Origin of the sequence: Streptomyces sp. NPDC088810, assembly GCF_044750305.1 — a bacterium.
GTDB lineage: Bacteria > Actinomycetota > Actinomycetes > Streptomycetales > Streptomycetaceae > Streptomyces.
Genome location: NZ_JBIVJQ010000005.1, coordinates 520465 through 541285, shown reverse-complemented (window position 1 = coordinate 541285; position 20821 = coordinate 520465). Strand labels below are relative to the sequence as shown.

Annotated in this window: 21 protein-coding genes; 7 read left to right on the top strand and 14 right to left on the bottom strand. The window is 72.2% G+C overall.

Going from position 1 to position 20821, the window contains the following annotated elements:
* The first annotated feature begins 63 nt into the window (after positions 1-63).
* From pstC to pstB, 3 genes are read left to right on the top strand one after another with little or no spacing between them, the layout of a single operon-like run.
* Entirely contained in the window at positions 64-1068 is a 1005-nt protein-coding gene (gene pstC, locus ACIP4Y_RS20315; protein WP_358640225.1) for a phosphate ABC transporter permease subunit PstC, read from the top strand.
* Entirely contained in the window at positions 1065-2126 is a 1062-nt protein-coding gene (gene pstA, locus ACIP4Y_RS20310) for a phosphate ABC transporter permease PstA (protein WP_401395139.1), read from the top strand. Before pstC ends, pstA begins: the two co-directional genes overlap by 4 nt.
* Positions 2127-2174: 48 nt before the next feature.
* A complete protein-coding gene (pstB, locus tag ACIP4Y_RS20305) occupies positions 2175-2951 on the top strand; it encodes a phosphate ABC transporter ATP-binding protein PstB (RefSeq protein ID WP_401395136.1) in 777 nt (258 codons plus the stop codon).
* Positions 2952-3069: 118 nt separating this feature from the next.
* On the opposite strand, the gene ACIP4Y_RS20300 is transcribed toward pstB, so the two are convergent.
* Together ACIP4Y_RS20300 and ACIP4Y_RS20295 are read right to left on the bottom strand one after the other, a co-directional pair.
* Complete coding sequence (locus ACIP4Y_RS20300) at positions 3070-4068, bottom strand: anion permease (protein WP_401395133.1); 999 nt, start codon at positions 4066-4068, stop codon at positions 3070-3072.
* Positions 4069-4075: 7 nt separating this feature from the next.
* Positions 4076-4696 (bottom strand): DUF47 family protein, encoded by a 621-nt coding sequence (locus tag ACIP4Y_RS20295; protein ID WP_358640232.1) that lies wholly within the window; start codon positions 4694-4696, stop codon positions 4076-4078.
* Positions 4697-4914: 218 nt separating this feature from the next.
* On the opposite strand from ACIP4Y_RS20295, the gene ACIP4Y_RS20290 reads away from it, so the two are divergent.
* Positions 4915-5223: a metal-sensitive transcriptional regulator gene (locus ACIP4Y_RS20290; RefSeq protein WP_401395129.1), complete on the top strand. Its 309-nt coding sequence runs from the start codon at positions 4915-4917 to the stop codon at positions 5221-5223.
* Between the two features lie 15 nt (positions 5224-5238).
* Here ACIP4Y_RS20290 and ACIP4Y_RS20285 read toward each other — a convergent pair whose 3' ends face one another.
* A complete protein-coding gene (locus tag ACIP4Y_RS20285) occupies positions 5239-5400 on the bottom strand; it encodes a hypothetical protein (RefSeq protein WP_199808307.1) in 162 nt (53 codons plus the stop codon).
* Between the two features lie 117 nt (positions 5401-5517).
* Entirely contained in the window at positions 5518-6378 is an 861-nt protein-coding gene (locus ACIP4Y_RS20280) for a hypothetical protein (RefSeq protein ID WP_401395126.1), read from the bottom strand.
* A gap of 142 nt (positions 6379-6520) precedes the next feature.
* Here ACIP4Y_RS20280 and ACIP4Y_RS20275 point away from each other — a divergent pair, with 142 nt between their 5' ends.
* Positions 6521-6706, top strand: coding sequence for a hypothetical protein (locus tag ACIP4Y_RS20275; protein ID WP_401395123.1), 186 nt, complete (start codon positions 6521-6523; stop codon positions 6704-6706).
* On the opposite strand, the gene ACIP4Y_RS20270 is transcribed toward ACIP4Y_RS20275, so the two are convergent.
* The 8 genes from ACIP4Y_RS20270 to mshD all read right to left on the bottom strand — a co-directional run bounded on the left by ACIP4Y_RS20270 (position 6703) and on the right by mshD (position 15191).
* Positions 6703-7152: an NUDIX hydrolase gene (locus ACIP4Y_RS20270; RefSeq protein ID WP_401395120.1), complete on the bottom strand. Its 450-nt coding sequence runs from the start codon at positions 7150-7152 to the stop codon at positions 6703-6705. The two genes, ACIP4Y_RS20275 and ACIP4Y_RS20270, sit on opposite strands and share 4 nt — an antisense overlap.
* A 17-nt stretch (positions 7153-7169) precedes the next feature.
* On the bottom strand, positions 7170-8261 hold the full coding sequence (locus ACIP4Y_RS20265; protein WP_401395117.1) for a CHAD domain-containing protein: 1092 nt from the start codon (positions 8259-8261) through the stop codon (positions 7170-7172).
* Positions 8242-10626 (bottom strand): RNA degradosome polyphosphate kinase, encoded by a 2385-nt coding sequence (locus tag ACIP4Y_RS20260; RefSeq protein ID WP_401395114.1) that lies wholly within the window; start codon positions 10624-10626, stop codon positions 8242-8244. Before ACIP4Y_RS20260 ends, ACIP4Y_RS20265 begins: the two co-directional genes overlap by 20 nt.
* Before the next feature lie 454 nt (positions 10627-11080).
* On the bottom strand, positions 11081-11833 hold the full coding sequence (locus tag ACIP4Y_RS20255) for a hypothetical protein (protein WP_401395111.1): 753 nt from the start codon (positions 11831-11833) through the stop codon (positions 11081-11083).
* Positions 11830-12855 carry an ABC transporter permease gene (locus ACIP4Y_RS20250; protein WP_401395108.1) on the bottom strand — a complete coding sequence of 342 codons (1026 nt, stop codon included), beginning with the start codon at positions 12853-12855 and terminating at the stop codon, positions 11830-11832. Before ACIP4Y_RS20250 ends, ACIP4Y_RS20255 begins: the two co-directional genes overlap by 4 nt.
* Positions 12852-13781, bottom strand: a complete 930-nt coding sequence (locus ACIP4Y_RS20245; protein WP_401395105.1) for an ABC transporter ATP-binding protein — start codon at positions 13779-13781, stop codon at positions 12852-12854. Before ACIP4Y_RS20245 ends, ACIP4Y_RS20250 begins: the two co-directional genes overlap by 4 nt.
* Positions 13778-14164, bottom strand: a complete 387-nt coding sequence (locus tag ACIP4Y_RS20240; protein ID WP_208032998.1) for a GntR family transcriptional regulator — start codon at positions 14162-14164, stop codon at positions 13778-13780. The genes ACIP4Y_RS20245 and ACIP4Y_RS20240 overlap by 4 nt, the downstream gene beginning before the upstream one ends.
* 100 nt (positions 14165-14264) lie before the next feature.
* Positions 14265-15191 carry a mycothiol synthase gene (mshD, locus tag ACIP4Y_RS20235; protein WP_401395101.1) on the bottom strand — a complete coding sequence of 309 codons (927 nt, stop codon included), beginning with the start codon at positions 15189-15191 and terminating at the stop codon, positions 14265-14267.
* 158 nt (positions 15192-15349) lie between these two features.
* Here mshD and ACIP4Y_RS20230 point away from each other — a divergent pair, with 158 nt between their 5' ends.
* Positions 15350-17134 carry a bifunctional metallophosphatase/5'-nucleotidase gene (locus tag ACIP4Y_RS20230; RefSeq protein ID WP_401395098.1) on the top strand — a complete coding sequence of 595 codons (1785 nt, stop codon included), beginning with the start codon at positions 15350-15352 and terminating at the stop codon, positions 17132-17134.
* 77 nt (positions 17135-17211) lie between these two features.
* Here ACIP4Y_RS20230 and ACIP4Y_RS20225 read toward each other — a convergent pair whose 3' ends face one another.
* Together ACIP4Y_RS20225 and ACIP4Y_RS20220 are read right to left on the bottom strand one after the other, a co-directional pair.
* The gene (locus ACIP4Y_RS20225; RefSeq protein WP_401395095.1) at positions 17212-19278 is read right to left on the bottom strand and encodes a pectinesterase family protein; all 2067 of its coding nucleotides are present in this window, start codon (positions 19276-19278) and stop codon (positions 17212-17214) included.
* 81 nt (positions 19279-19359) lie between these two features.
* Positions 19360-20226, bottom strand: a complete 867-nt coding sequence (locus ACIP4Y_RS20220; protein WP_401395092.1) for an NmrA/HSCARG family protein — start codon at positions 20224-20226, stop codon at positions 19360-19362.
* Positions 20227-20334: 108 nt separating this feature from the next.
* Here ACIP4Y_RS20220 and ACIP4Y_RS20215 point away from each other — a divergent pair, with 108 nt between their 5' ends.
* Positions 20335-20814 (top strand): MarR family transcriptional regulator, encoded by a 480-nt coding sequence (locus ACIP4Y_RS20215; RefSeq protein ID WP_358640257.1) that lies wholly within the window; start codon positions 20335-20337, stop codon positions 20812-20814.
* Positions 20815-20821: the final 7 nt, after the last annotated feature.

Genomic DNA, 20821 nt, shown 5'->3' with positions numbered 1-20821 from the left:
GGTGCACCGCCGCCACGAGCCGGCGCCCCTTCGGAGGCACGGCTCCGCAGACCGGAGAACCCGATGGACATATCGACGACAACCGACGTACCTCCGCCCGCAGCCCAGCGCCCGGTCGCCGAGCAGAAGCGCGCGGCCCGTGGCGCCACCCGCCCCGGTGACCGCATCTTCCTCGGCCTGTCCCGCGGCTCCGGCATCCTGCTGCTGGTGATCATGGCCGCGATCGCGGTCTTCCTCACCTACCGTGCCTCCCTCGCGATCAGCAAGGACCACGGCAACTTCCTGACCACCTTCGAGTGGAACACCAACCTCCAGCCGGCGACCTTCGGCATCGCGGTGCTGGCCTTCGGCACGATCGTCTCCTCGGTCATCGCCATGGCGATCGCGGTCCCGGTCGCGGTCGCCATCGCGCTGTTCATCACGCACTACGCCCCGCGCCGCATGTCCGGCCCGGTCGCCTACGTGATCGACCTGCTCGCCGCCGTACCGTCCATCGTGTACGGCCTGTGGGGCGCCCTCGTGCTCGTCCCGCACATGAACGGCCTGTACGGCTGGCTCGACGACTTCTTCGGCTGGACCGGGATCTTCTCCTGGGAGCAGGGCGCGCCGCGTTCGATGCTCACCGTCGGCATCCTGCTCGCGATCATGATCCTGCCCATCATCACCAACGTGAGCCGCGAGGTCTTCCGCCAGGTCCCGCGGACGCACGAGGAGGCCGCCCTGGCCCTCGGCGCCACCCGCTGGGAGGTCGTCCGCATGGCCGTACTGCCCTTCGGCCGCTCCGGTGTGATCTCCGCCTCCATGCTCGGCCTCGGCCGCGCGCTCGGCGAGACGATGGCCGTGGCCACCGTGCTCTCCCCGTCCTTCGACATCCAGGCCAGCCTGCTCGACCCGGGCGGCGGCACCTTCGCCCAGAACATCGCCAGCAAGTTCAGCGAGGCGGACGAGTTCGGCCGGGACGCGCTCATCGCCTCCGGCCTCGTCCTGTTCGTCATCACCCTGCTGGTCAACGGCGCGGCCCGGCTGATCATCGCCCGCCGCGCGGAGTACTCGGGGGCCAACGCATGAGCACCGCAGCCGTCACCGACAAGCGGCCCAGCACGCTGCGCGCCGCCAGCCTGCCCAGGTGGACGCCCTGGGCCATCGCCGCGGGCTCCCTCGCCCTGGGCATCGGCATCAGCCTGGCCGCCGGCCTGGACAGCCGGATCCAGTGGGGTCTGATCGCCGCCGTCCTCTTCGTCCTCGGCACCTACGGCGTCGCCGCGCGCGTCGAGGGCCGCCGCCAGGCCAAGGACCGCGTCGCCACCAGCCTCGTCTGGGTCGCCTTCCTGATCGCCGTGGTGCCGCTGGTCTCCCTGATCTGGGTGACCGTCGCGCGCGGTGCCAAGGTGCTCGACGTCTACTTCCTGACCCACTCGATGGGCGTCGTCGCCGACACCGAGCCCGGCGGCGGCATCTACCACGCCATCATCGGGAGCCTGGAGCAGGTCGGCCTCGCCACCCTCATCGGCGCCCCGATCGGTGTGCTCACCGCGATCTACCTGGTCGAGTACGGCCGTGGCCGGCTAGCCAAGGCCGTCACGTTCTTCGTCGACGTCATGACGGGCATCCCGTCGATCGTCGCGGGCCTGTTCATCCTCAGCCTGATGCTCATCTTCGAGATGCAGCCGTTCGGCTTCGCCGGTTCGCTGGCCCTGGCCATCCTGATGATGCCGGTCGTCGTCCGCTCCACCGAGGAGATGCTCAAGCTCGTCCCGAACGAGCTGCGCGAGGCGTCCCTGGCGCTGGGCGTGCCGAAGTGGCGGACCATCCTCAAGGTGGTCCTGCCGACCTCCATCGGCGGCATCACCACCGGCGTCATGCTGGCGGTCGCCCGGATCGCCGGCGAGACCGCGCCGGTGCTGCTGCTGGTGTTCGGCAACCCGTTCATCAACAACAACCCCTTCGAGGGCGCGCAGGCCTCGCTGCCGCTGTACATCTACCAGCAGTTCGCCAACAGCGCGGGCTCCGGTGCGGCGTACGACCGCGCGTGGGCGGCGTCCCTGACGCTGATCGCCTTCGTGATGATCCTCAACCTGGTGGCCCGCGGGATCGCCCGCTGGAAGGCCCCGCAGACCGGTCGCTGAGCGCGGCCATCCAGCGACCGAGCTTGAAACCCTGGAAGTGAAGCAGACATGGCCAAGCGCATCGACGTAAGCGGGCTCACCGCCTACTACGGCTCCCACAAGGCGATCGAGGACATCTCGATGACCGTCGAACCGCGGTCGGTGACGGCGTTCATCGGCCCCTCCGGCTGCGGCAAGTCGACGTTCCTGCGCACCCTGAACCGTATGCACGAGGTCACGCCCGGTGGCCGCGTCGAGGGCAAGGTGCTGCTGGACGACGAGGACCTGTACGGCACCGGGGTCGACCCGGTGTCCGTCCGCCGCGAGGTGGGCATGGTCTTCCAGCGGCCGAACCCGTTCCCCACGATGTCGATCTTCGAGAACGTGGCGGCGGGGCTGCGCCTGAACGGCAGCTACCGCAAGAGCGAGCTCGAGGACATCGTCGAGAAGTCGCTCAAGGGCGCGAACCTCTGGAACGAGGTGAAGGACCGCCTGAACAAGCCGGGCTCCGGCCTGTCCGGCGGCCAGCAGCAGCGGCTGTGCATCGCCCGGGCGATCGCCGTCGAGCCGAACGTGCTGCTGATGGACGAGCCCTGCTCCGCCCTCGACCCGATCTCGACCCTCGCCATCGAGGACCTGATCGGTGAGCTGAAGGAGCGCTTCACGATCGTCATCGTGACGCACAACATGCAGCAGGCGGCGCGTGTCTCGGACCGTACGGCGTTCTTCAACCTGGCGGCGGTGGGACAGCCCGGCCGGCTGATCGAGATCGACGACACCGAGCGGATCTTCTCCAACCCGTCCGTCCAGGCCACGGAGGACTACATCTCCGGCCGCTTCGGCTGATCCCACGATCCCCTCGCGGTGCTGCATGGCGGTGCCACCGCGAGGACGCAAAGGGCCCGCCCCCGGCTCCCGGGGGCGGGCCCACTGCGTTCGCCCGAGGACGGCCGCGAGGTGGTGGCTACAGGGCCACCAGTTTGACCAGGCCGAAGGCCAGGGCGGCTACCAGGGCCGCTGCCGGCATGGTGATGAACCAGCCCAGGACGATGTTCTTGGCCACGCCCCAGCGGACGGCGTTGACGCGCTTGGTGGCGCCGACGCCCATGATGGCCGAGGTGATGACGTGGGTCGTGGAGATGGGGGCCTTGAAGAGGAACGCCGTGGTGAACATGATCGACGCGCCGGTGGTCTCGGCGGCGAAACCCTGCGGCGGATCCAGCTCGATGATCTTGCGGCCCAGGGTGCGCATGATGCGCCAGCCGCCGGCGTAGGTGCCGAGGGACAGCATCACCGCGCAGACGATCTTCACCCAGACCGGGATCGGGTCGCCGTACGTCTCATGGCCGGAAATCACCAGGGCCATGACGACGACACCCATCGTCTTCTGGGCGTCCTGGAGACCGTGGCCCAGCGCCATGCCGGCCGCCGAGACGGTCTGGGCGATGCGGAAACCGCGCTTGGCCTTGTGCGGGTTGGCCCGCCGGAAGAGCCACAGGATCGCCGTCATGACCAGGTAGCCGACGATCAGGCCCACCACCGGCGACACGAACATCGGGATGACGACCTTCTCGACGACCCCGTGCCAGATCACGGTCGTACCGCCCGCCAGCGCCGCGCCCACCATGCCGCCGAACAGGGCGTGCGAGGAGGACGACGGCAGGCCGAAGTACCAGGTGACCAGGTTCCAGACGATCGCGCCCACCAGGGCCGCGAAGAGGATCCCCATGCCGGTCGAGCCGCGGGGCGTCTCGATGAGGCCCTCGCTGACCGTCTTGGCGACCCCGGAGCCCAGGAAGGCACCGGCCAGGTTCATCACGGCGGCCATGGCGAGAGCCGCCCGCGGGGTCAGCGCCCGCGTCGACACCGACGTCGCGATCGCGTTCGCCGAGTCGTGGAAACCGTTCGTGTACGTGAAGAAGAGCGCGACCGCGACGGTCGCGATCAGGGCGAAGGTGTCCATCGACGCCTCAGGACTCCTTGACGGCGATGGTCTCCACCGTGTTCGCCACGTGCTCGAAAGCGTCCGCCGCCTCTTCCAGGACGTCCACGATCTGCTTGAGCTTCAGCACCTCGATCGCGTCGTACTTGCCGTTGAAGAGGTGGGCGAGCAGCTTGCGGTGGATCTGGTCGGCCTGGTTCTCCAGCCGGTTGACCTCGATCCAGTACTCGGTCAGGTTGGACATGGTGCGGAGGTTCGGCATGGCCTCCGCCGTCAGCTCGGCCGCCCGGGCCAGGACCTCGATCTGCTGCTCGACGCCCTTCGGCAGCTCCTCGACGTTGTAGAGGACGACGAGGTCGACGGCCTCCTCCATGAAGTCCATGATGTCGTCCAGGGAACCGGCGAGGGTGTAGATGTCCTCGCGGTCGAACGGCGTGATGAACGAGGAGTTCAGCTGGTGGAAGATCGCGTGCGTGGCGTCGTCACCTGCGTGTTCCGCGGCCCGCATACGCTCTGCGATCTCGGCTCGGGCGGAGGAGTCCGCCCCGAGCAGTTCCATCAGGAGTTTCGAGCCGGTGACGATGTTGTCCGCGGACGCGGCGAACATGTCGTAGAAGCTCGTCTCCCTGGGGGTCAGACGAAAGCGCACGTGGGGTCCTCGGGGTGCTTCGGTTTCGGTCAGGCTGATGCTAGGCGCATCATCCGGCCACGGCTATCGGGCCGCATCCCAGTGTCGCCCATCGGGCAGAGTGGTCGGCACGGGGGCGGCCGAAGGGCCCTCTACCCCGGAAAGTTCGTTACGATATACCCAGTAGGGGTATGTATCCCATTCTGTGTCCGGAGCTCGTCCCGAGACGGAGGCCCGCGATGACGACGACGACCGAGGCCGGCGCCACGCACGGCTACCACAAGCAGAAGGACGAGCACCTCAAGCGGCTGCGCCGGATCGAGGGGCAGATCCGCGGGCTGCAGCGGATGGTGGAGGAGGACACGTACTGCATCGACATACTCACGCAGGTCTCCGCGTCCACCAAGGCCCTGCAGTCCTTCGCGCTGCAACTGCTGGAGGAGCACCTGCGGCACTGCGTCGCGGAGGCGGCCCTCAAGGGCGGTGACGAGATCGACGCGAAGGTGGAGGAGGCCACGAAGGCGATCGGCCGCCTGCTGCGCAGCTGAGCCGTCCGATCCCGATCAGTCCGGATTTCGCTCCTCGGCCACGCGCAGCACCGCGTCGATGCTCTCCAGGCTGAGCCGGTCCTCGGCGGCCGAGGCCGCGATGATCAGCTCTCCGCACAGCTCGATCTCGGCGAGGGCCACGTGGTCCTGAACCGCCGTGCCGCCGACCGGAGCCACCCGCCTCACCTCTTCTCTGCCGTCACCGCTCCCTAGAGTAGGCAGCGGTCTACACACCGCGCATGGCACGGACGGGCTACTTACGGGGTGGCGTCCCGGACTAGTGACTGGCCGGTTTCAGGCCCCGCCGCCGGTGCCCTCCTCGGCGATCCGCCCCGCGTAGATCTCCGAGGAGGGCGGCAGCCGTACGTCGGCGGGGGCGCCGAAGTCGTACAGCAGCAGCGTCGAGGCGACCGCCACGGAGGTCTTCTCGCGGCCGTTGACGAAGCTGAAGCGCTGCCGCAGCTTGCGGATGCGGCCCTGGTCGTCCAGGTAGGCGTCGAACGGCACCTCGGCCGTGGCGAACCCTTTCGCCGCCGCGGCCAGGGCCGCACCGTCACCGGCGGCTGCGTACCGGGACGCGCGGCGCAGATCGGCCGTGCCCCGGTAGTGCCGTACCGCCGTGCCGGCGACCTCGGTGCGGCCCACGAAGGTGGCCTCCCGCGTCCCGCGCAGCACCTCGGCCGCCGCGTACGGGTCGGTCGCGCCGCCGGTGACCAGATTGCCGTCGGACAGCGTCGCGGTCTCCACCCGCACCCACTTGTCGGCGGGCACGCCCGCGCCCCGGTTCTTCATGAACAGGGCGCCCGGGGCGAGCAGTTCGGTGATGGGCCGGTGTTCGGCGGCGCCCGTGGGGTCCTCGGGGAGCATCACGGTCAGCCGGCCGAGGCGGCGCCGGTAGTCGTAGACGCCCTTGCCGCGGATGGTGACCCGGGTGCCCCCGGTGGCCATCTCCATCGAGGTGGCGGCCTTGGAACTGCCCGCGTCGCGCAGCGCGTCGGCGGCCCGGTGCAGGGCGCCGACGGGGTCGCCCGCGCCCTTGACGTCCTCGGCTGCGGCCCCGCTGCCGGAACAGCCCGTGGCGGTCGCCCCGAGGCCGAGGAGGATGCCCATCGCGACGGCCGTCCTGCCCGTGCGCCTGTGCTGCCGCCGATCCATCGCCTGCCTACCCCCAGCCGGTGTGCTCCGTCACGGCCCCCCTGTTGTCCGGTTAACGACGGGTAGGGGGTGCCGTCACGCGCCGCCGGGGCCCGCGGATCCGGGCGAATCCATTCCTCGCAGGCTGGGTACCGTGGTCGGCGTGGCAGTCACCGCAGTACCGGAGGACGGGCCGGAACGTGCCCGGTCGGGGCAGGAACACCTCACGACGACGAGTGAACAGGGCCGTTTCTGTGTGGCCCGGTGCAGTTGCGGCTGGCGCGGCCCCGCCCGCCGGGCCCGCAGCCAGGCCCGCACGGACGCGGAGGGGCACCGGGAGGGCCCCTAGGGCCTGTCGCCGTCCCGTGCCCCCGGCGGCCGCTGCAGGTGCTCAAGGGTCCGCAGGAGCGCGTCCACCAGGTCGCCGTCGCGGGGCTGGGTGAGCCGGGACCGGGCCGCGGCCGGGGAGAGCCACAGGATGCGGTCGACTTCGGAGTTCGGCGTGAAGTGGCCGGAAACCGCCTCCGCCGCCCAGTACCGCACCCGCTTGGGACGGCCGCCCGTCGAGTAGTGCACGGCCGGCAGCTCGCCGCCGGGCTCGGCGGTGTACCCGGTCTCCTCCGCGACCTCGCGCAGGGCACCGGCGAGCGGGTCCTCACCCCGCCCGAGCTTGCCCTTGGGGTGGGACCAGTCGTCGTACTTCGGCCGGTGGATCAGGCAGATCTCCAGGCCACCGGAGACCGGCGAGCGGCGCCACAGCACGCAGCCGGCCGCTTGGACCACGGTGTCGTCCACACCGCCTCCTCGTGGGTTCAGGGCGCGTTGACGGTCCGCTTCTGCCACGCCTGCTGGAACGCGAACCGGGCCGCCTCCACCTCGTGCCGCTGGTCGGCGTGGAGCACGCCGAGCGCGTAGGCCGTCGCCGGGGTGATCCGGGGGGTGCGGGCCGCCTGTGCCGCCGCCGCGGCCGCCTCCGAGGCGTCCCGGTGCCGGTTCAGCGCCTGGCCCGCCGTCAGCAGCCGTACGTCCGTGGCGGAGTGGGCGCCGAGCAGCACCTCGCGGGCGTACCGGTGCAGGCGCAGCAGCAGCCGTACCTGGTGCCACGGGCCGTCCTGGGGGTGCGGGGACGGGTCCGGGGACAGGCCGTGGACCAGGGCCTCGGCGTTGTAGGGGTGGCCGGCGGTGACCAGCGGGAGCGCGGCGACGGCGTCCGTGAGGCGCTCCTCGGCCGCGGCGGCCAGGGGGTGCAGGTCGGTGGCGGGGGCGGTGGGGGTGAGCGGGACCTCGCTGGCCAGTACGGCGACCTTGTCGGCCACGGCGTGGAAGCGGGAGGAGCCGAGGGCCTGGAGCGCCGTGGAGTGGGCCCTTGTCCGGGCCAGGGTGAGCTGGCGCTCCAGCAGGGCGCCTGCCTTCGCCGCGCCCACGGTGAGGTTGCCGCGCTCTGTCGTCGCCGTCGCGCCGGCCGGGCCACTGGTGGAGCCCGCTGCCGCCTTCCTCGGGACGGGTGCCGCCCCGGCGGCACGACCGCCCGCGGCCACGACGGCCTGCTCCGGGAAGGCGGCCGCACCCGACAGCCGGTGCAGCGCCAGCAACAGCCGTTCCAGACGCGCCTCGTACGCGTGCTCCAAGCCCAACGTGCCGGACAGCCAGGCCAGTTCCGGGCGGATCTCCTCGGACCAGTCGGGGTCGAGGAGGGGGCGGAAGGTGTGCAGGCTGCCGCTGATGCGGCGGGCCGAGCGGCGCAGCGCGCGGGCGGCGTCAGTGGATCCCTCCGCGCCGCCCTCCCGGTGCAGGCGCAGGGCGCGGAGGAACTCCGTGGCCCGGGTGCGCAGGTAGCCCGCGAGGGCGTCGCCGGTCACCGCCTCGGCCGTGGGGCCCTTCGGGTCAAGGTGTTGCTGTGCCACGCCGGCGCCTCCGGGCGTCTATGAGCATCTCCTGGACGTTGCGCAGGGGCTGGCCGTCCGTGTCGGTCGCGTGCCGTGTCCACTCGCCGTCCGGGCCGAGGTGCCAGGAGGCGGTGCTGTCGGACATGCCGGTGTCCAGCAGCCGGTTGAGGGCTGCGCGGTGGCCGGGGTCGACGACCCGGACCAGGGCCTCTATCCGGCGGTCGAGGTTGCGGTGCATCATGTCGGCGCTGCCGATCCACACCTCGGGTTCGCCGCCGTTGCCGAAGGCGAAGACCCGGGAGTGCTCCAGGAAGCGGCCGAGGATGGAGCGGACCCGGATGTTCTCCGACAGGCCCGTGACGCCCGGGCGGACGGCGCAGATGCCCCGCACCCAGATGTCGACCGGCACGCCCGCCTGGGAGGCCCGGTAGAGCGCGTCGACGACCGCCTCGTCCACCATCGAGTTGACCTTGATGCGGACGAAGGCCGGACGGCCCGCACGGTGGTGCTGGACCTCCTTGTCGATCCGCGCGACCAGGCCGTCGCGCAGGGACTTGGGGGCCACCAGCAGGCGGCGGTAGGTCTCGCGGCGCGAGTAGCCGGACAGCCGGTTGAACAGGTCGGACAGGTCCGCGCCGACCTGCGGGTCGGCGGTGAGCAGGCCGAGGTCCTCGTAGAGGCGGGCCGTCTTCGGGTGGTAGTTGCCGGTGCCGACGTGGCTGTAGCGGCGCAGGGTCTCGCCCTCCTGGCGGACCACCAGGGACAGCTTGCAGTGCGTCTTCAGGCCGACCAGGCCGTAGACGACGTGACAGCCGGCCTCCTCCAGTTTGCGCGCCCACTTGATGTTGGCGTGCTCGTCGAAGCGGGCCTTGATCTCGACCAGGACGAGGACCTGCTTGCCGGACTCGGCGGCGTCGATGAGTGCGTCGACTATGGGGGAGTCGCCGGAGGTGCGGTACAGGGTCTGCTTGATGGCGAGGACGTCGGGGTCGGCCGCCGCCTGCTCCAGGAAGGCCTGCACGGAGGTGGAGAAGCTGTCGTACGGGTGGTGCAGGAGCACGTCCCGGGCGCGCAGGGCCGCAAAGATGTCGGGCGGGGAGGCCGACTCGACCTCGGCGAGGTCGCGGTGGGTGCCGGCGACGAACTTCGGGTACTTCAGCTCCGGCCGGTCGAGGCTGTGGATGCGGAAGAGGCCGGTGAGGTCGAGCGGGCCGGGCAGCGGGTAGACCTCCGCCTCGGAGATCTTCAGCTCGCGGACCAGCAGGTCCAGCACCTCGCGGTCGATGGACTCCTCGACCTCCAGGCGCACGGGCGGTCCGAAGCGGCGCCGCATGAGTTCCTTCTCCAGGGCCTGCAGGAGGTTCTCGGCGTCGTCCTCCTCGACCTCCAGGTCCTCGTTGCGGGTGATCCGGAAGGCGTGGTGCTCCAGGATCTCCATGCCCGGGAACAGCTCTTCCAGGTGGTTGGGGGCGGCGATGACGTCCTCGATGGGGACGTAGCGGCCCGGGGAGGCCTCCAGGAAGCGGGTCAGCAGCGGCGGCACCTTCACCCGCGCGAAGTGCTTGTGGCCGCTGACCGGGTTCCGTACCACCACGGCCAGGTTCAGGGACAGGCCGGAGATGTACGGGAAGGGGTGCGCGGGGTCGACGGCCAGCGGGGTGAGGACCGGGAAGATCTGGTGCCGGAACAGCGTGAAGAGGCGGGCCTGCTCCTTCTCGGTCAGCTCCGACCAGCGGACCAGGTGGATGCCCTCGTCGGCGAGTGCGGGGGCGACGTCCTCGTGGTAGCAGGCCGCGTGCCGGGCCATCAGCTCGCGGGAGCGGGCCCAGATCATCTCCAGCACCTCGCGCGGCTGGAGGCCGGAGGCGGAGCGGGTGGCGACGCCGGTGGCGATGCGGCGCTTCAGGCCGGCCACCCGGACCATGAAGAACTCGTCCAGGTTGCTGGCGAAGATCGCGAGGAAGTTCGCGCGTTCCAGCAGCGGGGTGTTCGGGTCCTCGGCCAGCTCCAGGACGCGCTCGTTGAAGGCGAGCCAGCTGCGCTCCCGGTCGAGGAAGCGGCCCTGGGGCAGGGGGGCGCCTTCGGCCTGGGCCTCCTCGTACGCGTCGAGATCCGCGTCGATGTCGGGTTCCAGGTCGGACACGGCGGCGGCCACGGCGCGCTGGCGGTGCGCGGCGATGGAGCCGACGGAAGGCTGGGGGTGCTGGACGTCTGCCTGGACGTCTGCCTGGACGTCTTCCTGGGTGTCTTGCTGCCTCATGAACCCATTCTTCCGCGCGACGGGCGACACAGGCGCGTCGGATCGTGCGGGCGGGAGCGTCACGGCCCCGTTCCCCGCGGGCCCCTCGGGGGGCGGCGAAGGCTCTGGCACGGCGGGCTTCATTCGCCGAGCGTCGCAAGCCAGGCTGAATCAATGGTTACGGCGACATGACGTGCGGGATAGCGGGGGGCGGCCCGAAGGGGTCCCCGGCTGCGAAAACGCCGGTCCGGGCGGCCCGGCGGCCCGGCGGCGGGGTACGGCGTATGCCGCGGTGGCGGGGGCCAGGCCGGTGGTGGCCGGGGGCCGGTCGGTGGGGCGCGCAGGTGGAGCGTTGGCGCCGGGGTGGGGGCGTGAGGGGGTTTACCGGACCGGAGCTGGGTCCGGGCGGCCCGGCGGCGGGGTACGGCGTATGCCGCGGTGGCGGGGGCCAGGCCGGTGGTGGCCGGGGGCCGGTCGGTGGGGTGCGCCGTGGCGCCGGGGTGGCGGCGTGAAGGGGTTTACCGCTGCGGGAGACGCCGGTGCGGTACGTCCCTCCCCCCGTGGAGGGACGTACCGGACCGGAGCTGGGTCCGGGCGGTCAGGCGGCCCGGCGGTGGAGTACGGCGTACGTCGCGGCGGTGGCGGCCGCGGTGACGGCGAGGACGATGCCGGTGGCGGCCAGGTGCAGCGGCCAGAAGCCGGTCAGCGGGCCGCGCAGCGGCCGCCACAGCTCGCGCAGGTACAGCCGCAGGGCCAGGGTCGTGGCGCAGGCGGTGGCCAGCGCGGGGAGCGTACGGCGCAGGGCCAGGCCGGCAAGGGCGCCGAGGGCCAGCGCGCACAGCGCGAGCGCGGGCAGCAGCGGGCCGCGCGGGACGAAGACGCGGTCCCAGGTCCAGTCGGTGACCAGGACGTCCCGGTCGGCGGACCAGACGGTGCCGTAGGCCAGGGCGAGCACGGTGGTGCCGGCGAGCAGGGGCAGCGCGGCCGTGGTCAGCTTGGCGGTCAGCCAGCGGACCGGGGTGACGGCCTGGGTCCAGGCGAGGTGCGCGGTGCCGGACTCCAGTTCGCGGCCGATCAGCGCGGCACCGGCCCAGGCGGCCACCGCGCAGGGGGCGTAGGACAGGGCCTCGCCGAGGAAGTTCATGACGTTGTCGGTGTCGGTGAACGCGGTGTAGGTGCACCAGCCGCCCGGTCGCCGGCAGACGCGGTCCCGGGGAGCGGCGGAACGGTGGACCCAGAGCAGTGCGCCGGCCGCGAGGAGGACGAACGCGGTCCACAGGAGCAGGGCGGGGCGGTGCAGCCGCAGCAGGGTGCGGAGGGTGGCCGGGCGGGCGGGGGCGAGCGCGGTCATCCGGCGGCTCCCGCGGTCTTGCGGCGGGCCGGGGCGCCGGTGGTGCGCCGCCGTACCAGCAGGCAGGCCAGCACGGCCAACACGGCGGCGAGGGCGACGAGGACGCCGGTCGTGACCAGCTGGAGGGGCCAGCGGTGGGAGTAGGGGTGGTAGTCGATGTAGAAGCCGACGGTGCCCCGCTGGTCGTTGAGGGCCCGGCAGCCCGGGCTGAGGTCGGCGGTGCAGGAGGAGACGGGCTGGTGGGCGCCGGACGAGGTGACGATGCCCTCCTCGACCTTGATGCCCGAGTACGAGGGGAAGCCCCGGCGCCCGCTGACGCTGGTGGCGACCGGCCACAGGTGCGGCAGGGTCATGTGGACGGCGATCCACAGCACGGCCGTGGAGAGCGCGGAGACGCACAGCGCGACCAGCGAGCGGCCGGTGAGCAGCCCGACGAGGGCGCCGATGAGCAGGCCGGCCAGCGCGAGACCGGCGATCAGCGGGCCGCCCGCGTAGAAGGTGAGCACGTCCTCCCAGGGCTTGGCGGTGTCGATCCGGCCGTGCCCCGCCGACCAGGCCCTCTGGTGCAGCATCCCCAGCAGGCCGGTGCCGGCGGTGACCAGGACGGCCGGGACGGTGAGCCGGGCGGCGAGCCAGCGGAGCGGGGTGACGCCCTGGGTCCAGGCGAGCCGTGCCGTGCCCGTCTCCACCTCGCGGCCGGTCAGGGCGGCGCCCGCCCAGGCGGCGGCCAGGAACGGGATCGCGAGGAGGGCGTTGGTCGTGTACCGGTACACGTCCTTGTAGCGCAGGATCGCGTCCTGGTCGTACTGGCACGGGCGGCCGCGCGCGCAGGTGGCGTTGTAGTCCTGCCAGGCCGCCGCGGCGGCGTCGGTGAGCGGGCCCCACAGCCACAGCAGCGCGCCGGCCAGGCCGGCGACGAGGACGGCCCAGGCGTACAGGGCGGGGCGGTGCAGGCGCAGCACCCACCGGACCTGGCGCGGGGCGGGCGTCACCGGGGCGGGGGCGCTCAGGGCGGCGGTCACGCGACGTGCTCCTCGTTCTCGGCGGTCTCGGCGTTCGCGGCGGTCTCGGCGTTCTCGCCCGGGGTCAGCGCGGGCGCCCCGGGGTTGCGCAGGTGGGCGAGGACCAGTTCCTCCAGGGAGGGCGCGGCGGTGCGCCAGTCGTCGGTGAGCGGTCCGGCCGGGCGGATCAGCGCGGTGAGCTGGCGGCCGGTGACCCGGGCCTCGACCACGGTGTGCGCGTCCAGCCGGGCCGGTTCGCCGGCGCCGGTGACCCGCAGGTGGGCGGCGAGCAGGTCGTCGATCTCGCCGGCCAGCCGGATCCGGCCGTCGCCGACGAGCAGCAGGTGGTCGCAGGAGTCCTCCAGCTCGGCGACGACGTGCGAGGACATCACGATGGTGGTGCCGTACCGGGCGGCCTGCGCCATCAGCGTGCCCATCAGCTCGTGCCGGGCCAGCGGGTCGAGGTCGGCCATCGGCTCGTCCAGGAGCAGCAGGTCGGGCCGCTTGCCGAGGGCGAGGGCGAGCGCGACCCGGGTGCGCTGGCCGCCGGAGAGGGAGCGGACGCGGGCCTTGGGATCGAGGTCGCCGCCCGCGACGACCCGCTCGGCACCGGCCGCGTCCCAGTGCCCGGGGTTGAGGTCGGCGCCCATGCGCAGCGTCTCGGCGATGGTGAGCTGCGGGTACAGCGGCTTGTCCTGGGCGATGTAGCCGACCCGGGGGCGGGCGGCGGCCGGGGTGGTGCCGAGGACGGTCACGCTGCCCTCGGTGGGGGCGGTGAGCCCGGCGGCCAGGGCCAGCAGGGTGGACTTGCCGGCGCCGTTGGGGCCGACGACCGCGCACACGCGCCCGGTGGGCAGCCGGAACGAGCAGTCCCGCAGGGCCCAGCCGCCACGGAAGCCGAACCGTTTCCCCAGAGCCTCGGCCCTCAACGCCGTGTCGCTGCTCATGTCGGGTCTCCCTGGAAGTGCTTGTCGAGTACGGCAGTGAAGAGTGCGGCCACGTCCTCGCGCTCCAGGCCGGCGGCGCGGGCGCGGTCCGCCCAGGCCTCCAGCTCCGTGCGCAGCGGGGAGTCGGCGGGGGCGGTGCCCAGGGACCGCCGGACGAAGGTGCCGAGGCCGCGGCGGGCCTCCACCAGGCCCTCGCGTTCCAGTTCGCGGTACGCCTTCAGGACGGTGTTGGGGTTGATGGCGGTGGCCTCCACGACCTCGCGCGCGGTGGGCAGCCGGTCGCCCGGCCGCAGCAGGCCCATGCGCAGGGCCTGTTTCGTCTGCTGGACGATCTGCACGTAGGTGGCCACGCCGCTGTGCCGGTCGATGCGGTACTCGACCATCGGGTCCACCCTTTCACTAATTGAGTAGTGAAAGGGTGGTGCAAAAGAGGGGCGGCCGTCAAGGCGGCCGCCCCTCGCGCCCACTCGCCTGGGGGAGATGTCAGGTTTCGGTGCGGTACATCAGGTCCGTCTCGTGGACCGTGAAGCCCAGGCGCTCGTAGACGGACACCGCCGCCTTGTTGTCGGCGTCGACGTAGAGCATCGCGGTCGGCAGCTGCTGGGCGGCCAGGTGGCGCAGGCCGACGGTGGTGAGCGCCTTGCCGAGACCGCCGCCCTGCTCGCCGGGGCGCACCCCGAGGACGTACACCTCGCCGAGCCCCTCCTCGGCGTGCACCTTGGTCCAGTGGAAGCCGATCAGCTCCCCGCGCCGCTCGGCGAGGAAGAACCCGGCCGGGTCGAACCACGGCTGGGCCTTGCGGTCGTCCAGGTCGCGCTGGGTCAGCGAGCCCTGCTCGGGGTGGTGGGCGAAGGCGGCGGCGTTCACCGCGAGCCAGGCCGCGTCGTCCTTGCCGGGCACGAAGGCGCGTACCGTCACGCCCTCCGGCAGCGTCGGCTCGGGCAGCTCCAGGTCTGCCAACGGCCGCCGCATCTGGCGCAGTTCGCGGAACAGGGTCAGACCGAGCACCTGGGCGAGGTGCCGGGCGGCCGGGTGCCCGCCGTGCGCCCACACCCGCAGCCGCTTCCCGGAGGCGGCGAGCAGGGCCGCGCCGAGCGCCCGCCCGTGCCCGTGCCCGCGGTGCCCGGGGTGCACGACCAGCTCGGCGGCCGGCGCCTCCACCGGGTCGGTGTCCTCCAGCTGGGCGTAGCCGACGAGTTCGCCGTCGACAAACAGCAGCAGATGCGAGACGCCCTCGCGGGCTCCGCCGCGCAGCTGCAGCCGGCCCTGCTCGGACACCGGCTGCTGCCCGTCGACCCGGGCGGCCTCGCCGATCAGGCTCAGGACGGCCTCGGCCCGGTCCGGGGTGAGCGCCGAAGTGGTCTCGATGGAGCGGGCGGGGAAGCCCCGTACGGTGTCGTCGCTGCTCATGCGTACGAGAGTACGGGGCGGCCGGGGCGAAGTCCCGGCACACGGGCCGCAAGGAACCGGCAAAGGGAAACCAGGATGTAACCATGAACCCCCTGTCGTGCTACGCGCGTTGACTCTAGGCTGCGCGAGCCACCACAGCCGACCCACAGGGGGGTCCCATGCCAGCCGCGCCCCGGCGCACCAGACGTCGCACCCACGCCCTCCTCGCGAGCGCAGCCGGTCTCGCCACGGCGGCCGCGCTGACCGCCGCCCTCCCGGCGGACGCGCACGAGGCCCGGCACCGGCCGGGCCGCTACCAGGACGTCCAGCTGCTCTCCTTCAACGACCTGCACGGCAACCTGGAGCCCCCGTCCGGCTCCTCCGGCCGGGTCACCGAACTCCAGCCGGACGGCACGACGAAGACGATCGACGCGGGCGGTGTCGAGTACCTCGCGACCCACCTGCGCCAGGCCCGCCAGGGCCACCGGTACTCGATCACCGCGGCCGGCGGCGACCTGGTCGGCGCCTCCCCGCTGCTGTCGGGCCTGTTCCACGACGAGCCCACCGTCGAGGCGCTGAACAAGCTGGACCTGGACGTCACCTCGGTCGGCAACCACGAGTTCGACGAGGGCGCGAAGGAGCTGGCCCGCCTGCAGAACGGCGGCTGCCACCCGAAGGACGGCTGCTACACGGACCAGGAGTTCGAGGGCGCCGACTTCCCGTACCTGGCCGCGAACGTCCTGGACGACAAGACCGGCAAGCCGATCCTGAAGCCGTACTGGGTCTGGAAGAAGAAGGACGTCAAAATCGGCTTCATCGGGGTCACGCTGGAGGGCACCCCGGGCATCGTCTCCGCCGACGGCGTCAAGGGCCTGAGCTTCAAGGACGAGGCCGAGACCATCAACAAGTACGCCAAGGTGCTCCAGCGCCAGGGCGTGCAGTCCATCGTGGCCCTGATCCACGAGGGCGGCTACCCGGCCTCCGGCTCCTACAACTACGACTGCGACTCCCCGGGCGCCGGCAGCGGCATCTCCGGGCCGATCGTGGACATCGCCAAGAACGTGACCCCGGCGGTGGACGCCCTGGTCACCGGCCACACCCACCAGGCGTACGTCTGCACGATCCCCGACCCCTCGGGCCGCCCCCGCATGGTCACCTCGGCGTCCTCCTTCGGCCGCCTCTACACCGACACCACGCTGACGTACGACCGCCGCACCGGCGACATCGCGCGTACGGCGGTGCAGTCCGCGAACCACGTGGTCACCCGGGACGTCCCCAAGGCGCCGGACATGACCGACCTGATCTCGCGCTGGAACACCCTGGCCGCCCCGATCGGCAACCGCGCCATCGGCTACATCTCCGCCGACATCGGCAACACCGGCACCGAGTCCCCGATGGGTGACCTCATCGCCGACGCGCAGCTCGCCCACGGCCGCGAACTGGACCCGAGGACGAGCCTGGCCCTGATGAACCCCGGCGGGGTCCGCGCGGGCCTCACCTACGCGGCCAAGGGCGCCGAGGGCGACGGCGTGGTCACCTACGCCGAGGGCTTCACGGTGCAGCCGTTCGCCAACACCGTGAACCTCCAGGACTTCACCGGCGCCCAGCTGGTCCAGGTGCTCAAGGAGCAGGTGAGCGGCGCCAACGCGGCGGCCCCGAAGATCCTCCAGCCGTCCGCCGGGCTCACCTACACCCTGGACCTCACCAAGTCCGGCGCGGACCGCGTGGTCACCGACTCCATCCGCCTGAACGGCGCCCCGATCGACCCCGCGGCCACCTACCGCGTCGCCACCAACAGCTTCCTCGCGGGCGGCGGCGACGGCTTCCCGACCCTCGGTCAGGGCACGGGTGACCTGGTCGGCGCGGACGACCTGAGCGCCCTGGAGAAGTACCTGACGGCGAACTCGTCGGCCGCGTCGCCGATCGCACCGCCGAAGACCGACCGGATCACGGTCGTGCAGTAGCAAAGGCAGTAGCAAAGACGGGGGTGCGGGTACGAGGTGCTCGTAGCCGCACCCCCGTCCTGCGGAACCGGCTCTCCTCAGGACGCGGTGGGCTTCCAGTCGCCCAGCCAGTCGGCGATCTCCTGGTTCGCGGCCTGGGCGTCGGTCAGTTGGGGGCGGTCGGTGCTCGCCGCGCCGGCGCCCGCGCCGGTGTTCTTGTACTCGGCGAAGCGGTCGTCCTTCCAGGAGAAGCCGCTCATGTCGGTCCAGGGGGCCGACTTGATCGCGGCGCTCAGGGCGGTGTTGCGGACCGTGGTCTGCGGGTCGAGGGTGGCGTCGCCGCCGGCGTGCCAGGGCCGGCCCAGGTAGAAGCTGCGGTCGGAGACGCTGCCGGTCACGGACGAGTTGGCGATCAGGATGCCCTTGCGGCCGGCCGCGGTGCTGGGGGCCGTAACGTAGCCGGCGGAGCTGCCGTTCCAGCGCTTCTTCAGGGTGATGACCGACTTGTCGAGGACGGCGGTGGCCCGCCCGAAGACGAAGTCGACGTTCCCGGTGACGTAGGAGTTGGTCATGTAGACCCGGCCGAGCTTGTCCTTGGCTGCGGTGTCGAGGAGCAGTGTGTCCTGGTCGCCGCTGACGATGACCCCGTCCAGGAACACCTTGTCGGCGGCCGTGCGCAGGGCCACCGCCTGCTGGGCGATGTCCTGGTGGGCGCCCTCGTCGAAGTCGTTGGAGATGCTGAGGTTGCGGGCCTGGAAGTCGTCGGCCTCCACGGCGACGGTGGCGCTGCCTCCGGTGCCGTAGGTCCCCGAGCCGTCGGGCTTCTTCGTGCCGGCCGCGTTGTTGTAGACGATCACCGTGTCCTTGCGGCCGGCCCCCGTGCCCTGGATGGTGACGTGCGGCTTGTTCGCCGGGACCTTCACGGTCTCCCGGTACGTGCCCGGCTTCACGGCGATGACGACCCGGGAGGGGTTGTTCGCGGGGACGGCGTTCACGGCGGCCTGCACGGTCGTGTACTGCCCCGAGCCGTCCTTGGCGACGGTGAGGGTGGTGGCGGCGGCCTTGACGGTCGCGGTCGTGCCCAGCGAACCGCGCGGACCGGCACCGGACTTGACGACCGACGGCACGTCGGCGGTCTTGTCGAGGGTGTAGCCGTAGTAGCTCTTCGGGTCCCAGGCGGCGCCGGGGCCGCCGCTCTCGTTGCGGCCGGCGGTGCCGGAGAAGACGTTGCCGCGCTGCACGAGGGTGGCGGTGCTGTCCCTGATCGCCGGGTTGTTCAGGCCCTGGAACCAGGAGTTCTCCAGCAGCATGCTGGTCTTGCCGCGCGCGTAGTTGCCGTAGGAGGACGTGATCGCCGTACCCGGCTCGTCCTCCAGGTAGTTGTTGTACAGGTGCGCGTGGGCGACGTTGTCCGTGGACGGGTTGCGCTGCTCGGTCTCGCGGATCCAGTTGTGGTGGATCGTGAGGTCGGCGGTGGTGTTCTCGGTCCAGCCGATGCCGAACGCCTTGTTCTCCTGGCCGAGCCGGTTCCAGGAGACGGTCAGGTAGGTCGTGTCCTTGCGGCTGTCGATGAGCCCGTCGGCCATGTGCCGGATGTCGTTGTGGTCGATCCAGACGTGGTGGGCGCCGTCCATCTGGATGCCGTCGTAGTCGTGCTCCTTGTCGTTCCAGACGCCCTGGTACGCGTCCCGGATGGTGAGGTTCCGGATGATCACGTTGTGGACGCCCTGGCCGAGGAAGAAGCCACCGCCGACGATCTGCCCCGAGGTGCCGGAGCCGATGATGGTCTTGTCCGACCGGACCTTGATCTCCTTGCCGACGGGGTCCATCTTGATCGCCGCCGCGACGACGATGATGTACGGCTTCTCGGCGGTCGCGTACTTCTCCAGGTCGGCGAGCGTCTTCACGGTGACGATCTCGCCGCCCCGGCCGCCGTACGTGCCGTTCTGCCCGAGCGCGTTCACCGAGGCGAACCCGTCGGCGGTGGCCGTGGCCCAGGCCGGTACGGCGGCGGTGGCGGCGGAGGCCCGCGACTGGGCACCGGGGCCGAGGAGGCCGTAGCCGAGGGCACCGCCGGCGGCGAGCGCGAGCGGCAGCCCGACCGCGAGCGCGGTACGGCTCCTGCGGTGCCGGGCGCGGGAACTGCGGGGGACGTGGGGGGTCATGGCGACTCCAGTCGGTGTCCGGGTGGGGTGCTGGACGGGAGTCGCCGCGGGGCGCGGAAAGGTTGCCGCAATTGCCGGCGTCTACCGACCCAGCAGGGTCCGCCAGTCCTGGCCGTGCGCCCAGTCCGCGAAGGTGTGCCAGCCGACCTCGGGGTGGGCGCGGCGCAGGCCGGCCACGTCGACGTCGAGACCGGCGTCGGTGAAGTAGGCGAACATCGCCGCGAGGTCGGCCGAGTGGGTGCGGACCTGGGCGAGGGGCACCTCCTGGTGGGTGACCGGGCGGCCCAGGGCGGTGGTGAGGGCGGCCGCGATCTGCGCGGGGGTCAGCGCGTCGGAGGCGATGTCGATGCGGTGGCCCGCGAAGTCGTCCCGGCGTCCGAGGACCAGCGCGGCGAACCCGCCGATGTCGGCGGCGGGGATGAGCGTGAGCGGCCGGTCGGCCGGCATGGGCCAGGCGAAGACGCCGGTGCGCAGCCCGTCGAGGGTCCAGCCGCTCGCGTAGTTGTCCATGAACGCGGCCGGGGCGATCACCGTCCAGGGCAGGCCGGAGGCGCGCAGGTGCTGTTCGACCGCCCACTTGCTCTCGTAGTGCGGGATGCCGGTGCCGCGGTCGGCGTGGGCGGCGGAGGTGAGGACGACATGGCCGAGCCGGGCGCCGGCGGCTGCGTCCACGAGGGCCGTGCCCTGCCGGATCTCCGTGTCGGTGTCGGTGCCGAACGGGGTGGTCACCGCGAAGAGCGCGTCGGCGCCGGCCAGCGCGGCGTCCAGGGAGGCGGGGTCGTCGAAGTCGGCGGGGCGGACCTCGGCGCCGAGGGCGCGCAGGGCCGTGGCGGCGGGTGCGCCGGGGCGGCGGGTCAGGGCGCGGACGCGGTGGCCGGCGGCCAGGGCGGCGCGGACGGTGGCCCCGCCCTGGGCGCCGGTGGCGCCGGTGACGGCGATGGTGAGCATGGTTCTCCCCCGGGTCGATAGCATTGCTGTGTGACGCATTTGCTGCGCCACGCAGCAGATTAGCCGTAGTTAGCTGCGCCGCGCAGCGTTTTTCGGAGGAGCCCCGCCGTGACCGACCCCGACCGGACCCGCCTCTACGAGGAGCTGGCCCTGGAGTCCCGGCGCTACCTGGCCGGGTACGTCCTGTTCAACCAGGCCGTCGCCGACCACCTCGGGCTGCACCCGACCGACGTGCAGTGCCTGAGCCTGCTGACCGCCGAGCCGGAACCGCTCACCGTCCGGCAGATCGCCGACCGGACCGGCCTCACCACCGGCTCGGCCACCCGCCTCGTGGACCGCCTCGAACGCGGCGGCTACGTCGTCCGCACCCCCGACCGGCACGACCGCCGCCGTGTGCTGGTCACCCCGGTCCCCGAGCGCCTCGCCCGGGTCACCGCGCTGTGGGACGACCTCGGCCGGACCTGGCAGGCCCTGCTGGACGACCACAGCGAGGACGAGCTGAGGGCGATCACCCGGCACATGCGCCGGGCGCACGACCTCAGCCACACGCAGATCGAGCGCCTGCGCACCCTGCCCAAGCCGGACTAGCCCCGCC

What these genes read in the sequence shown, in the direction of transcription:
- ACIP4Y_RS20225 (WP_401395095.1), bottom strand. Translation starts at nt 19,278, where the DNA reads ATGACCCCCCACGTCCCCCGCAGTTCCCGCGCCCGGCACCGCAGGAGC.
- pstA (WP_401395139.1), top strand. Translation starts at nt 1,065, where the DNA reads ATGAGCACCGCAGCCGTCACCGACAAGCGGCCCAGCACGCTGCGCGCC.
- ACIP4Y_RS20280 (WP_401395126.1), bottom strand. Translation starts at nt 6,378, where the DNA reads ATGGATCGGCGGCAGCACAGGCGCACGGGCAGGACGGCCGTCGCGATG.
- pstC (WP_358640225.1), top strand. Translation starts at nt 64, where the DNA reads ATGGACATATCGACGACAACCGACGTACCTCCGCCCGCAGCCCAGCGC.
- ACIP4Y_RS20260 (WP_401395114.1), bottom strand. Translation starts at nt 10,626, where the DNA reads ATGAAGCCCGCCGTGCCAGAGCCTTCGCCGCCCCCCGAGGGGCCCGCG.
- ACIP4Y_RS20290 (WP_401395129.1), top strand. Translation starts at nt 4,915, where the DNA reads ATGACGACGACGACCGAGGCCGGCGCCACGCACGGCTACCACAAGCAG.
- ACIP4Y_RS20240 (WP_208032998.1), bottom strand. Translation starts at nt 14,164, where the DNA reads ATGGTCGAGTACCGCATCGACCGGCACAGCGGCGTGGCCACCTACGTG.
- mshD (WP_401395101.1), bottom strand. Translation starts at nt 15,191, where the DNA reads ATGAGCAGCGACGACACCGTACGGGGCTTCCCCGCCCGCTCCATCGAG.
- ACIP4Y_RS20245 (WP_401395105.1), bottom strand. Translation starts at nt 13,781, where the DNA reads ATGAGCAGCGACACGGCGTTGAGGGCCGAGGCTCTGGGGAAACGGTTC.
- ACIP4Y_RS20255 (WP_401395111.1), bottom strand. Translation starts at nt 11,833, where the DNA reads ATGACCGCGCTCGCCCCCGCCCGCCCGGCCACCCTCCGCACCCTGCTG.
- pstB (WP_401395136.1), top strand. Translation starts at nt 2,175, where the DNA reads ATGGCCAAGCGCATCGACGTAAGCGGGCTCACCGCCTACTACGGCTCC.
- ACIP4Y_RS20300 (WP_401395133.1), bottom strand. Translation starts at nt 4,068, where the DNA reads ATGGACACCTTCGCCCTGATCGCGACCGTCGCGGTCGCGCTCTTCTTC.
- ACIP4Y_RS20220 (WP_401395092.1), bottom strand. Translation starts at nt 20,226, where the DNA reads ATGCTCACCATCGCCGTCACCGGCGCCACCGGCGCCCAGGGCGGGGCC.
- ACIP4Y_RS20230 (WP_401395098.1), top strand. Translation starts at nt 15,350, where the DNA reads ATGCCAGCCGCGCCCCGGCGCACCAGACGTCGCACCCACGCCCTCCTC.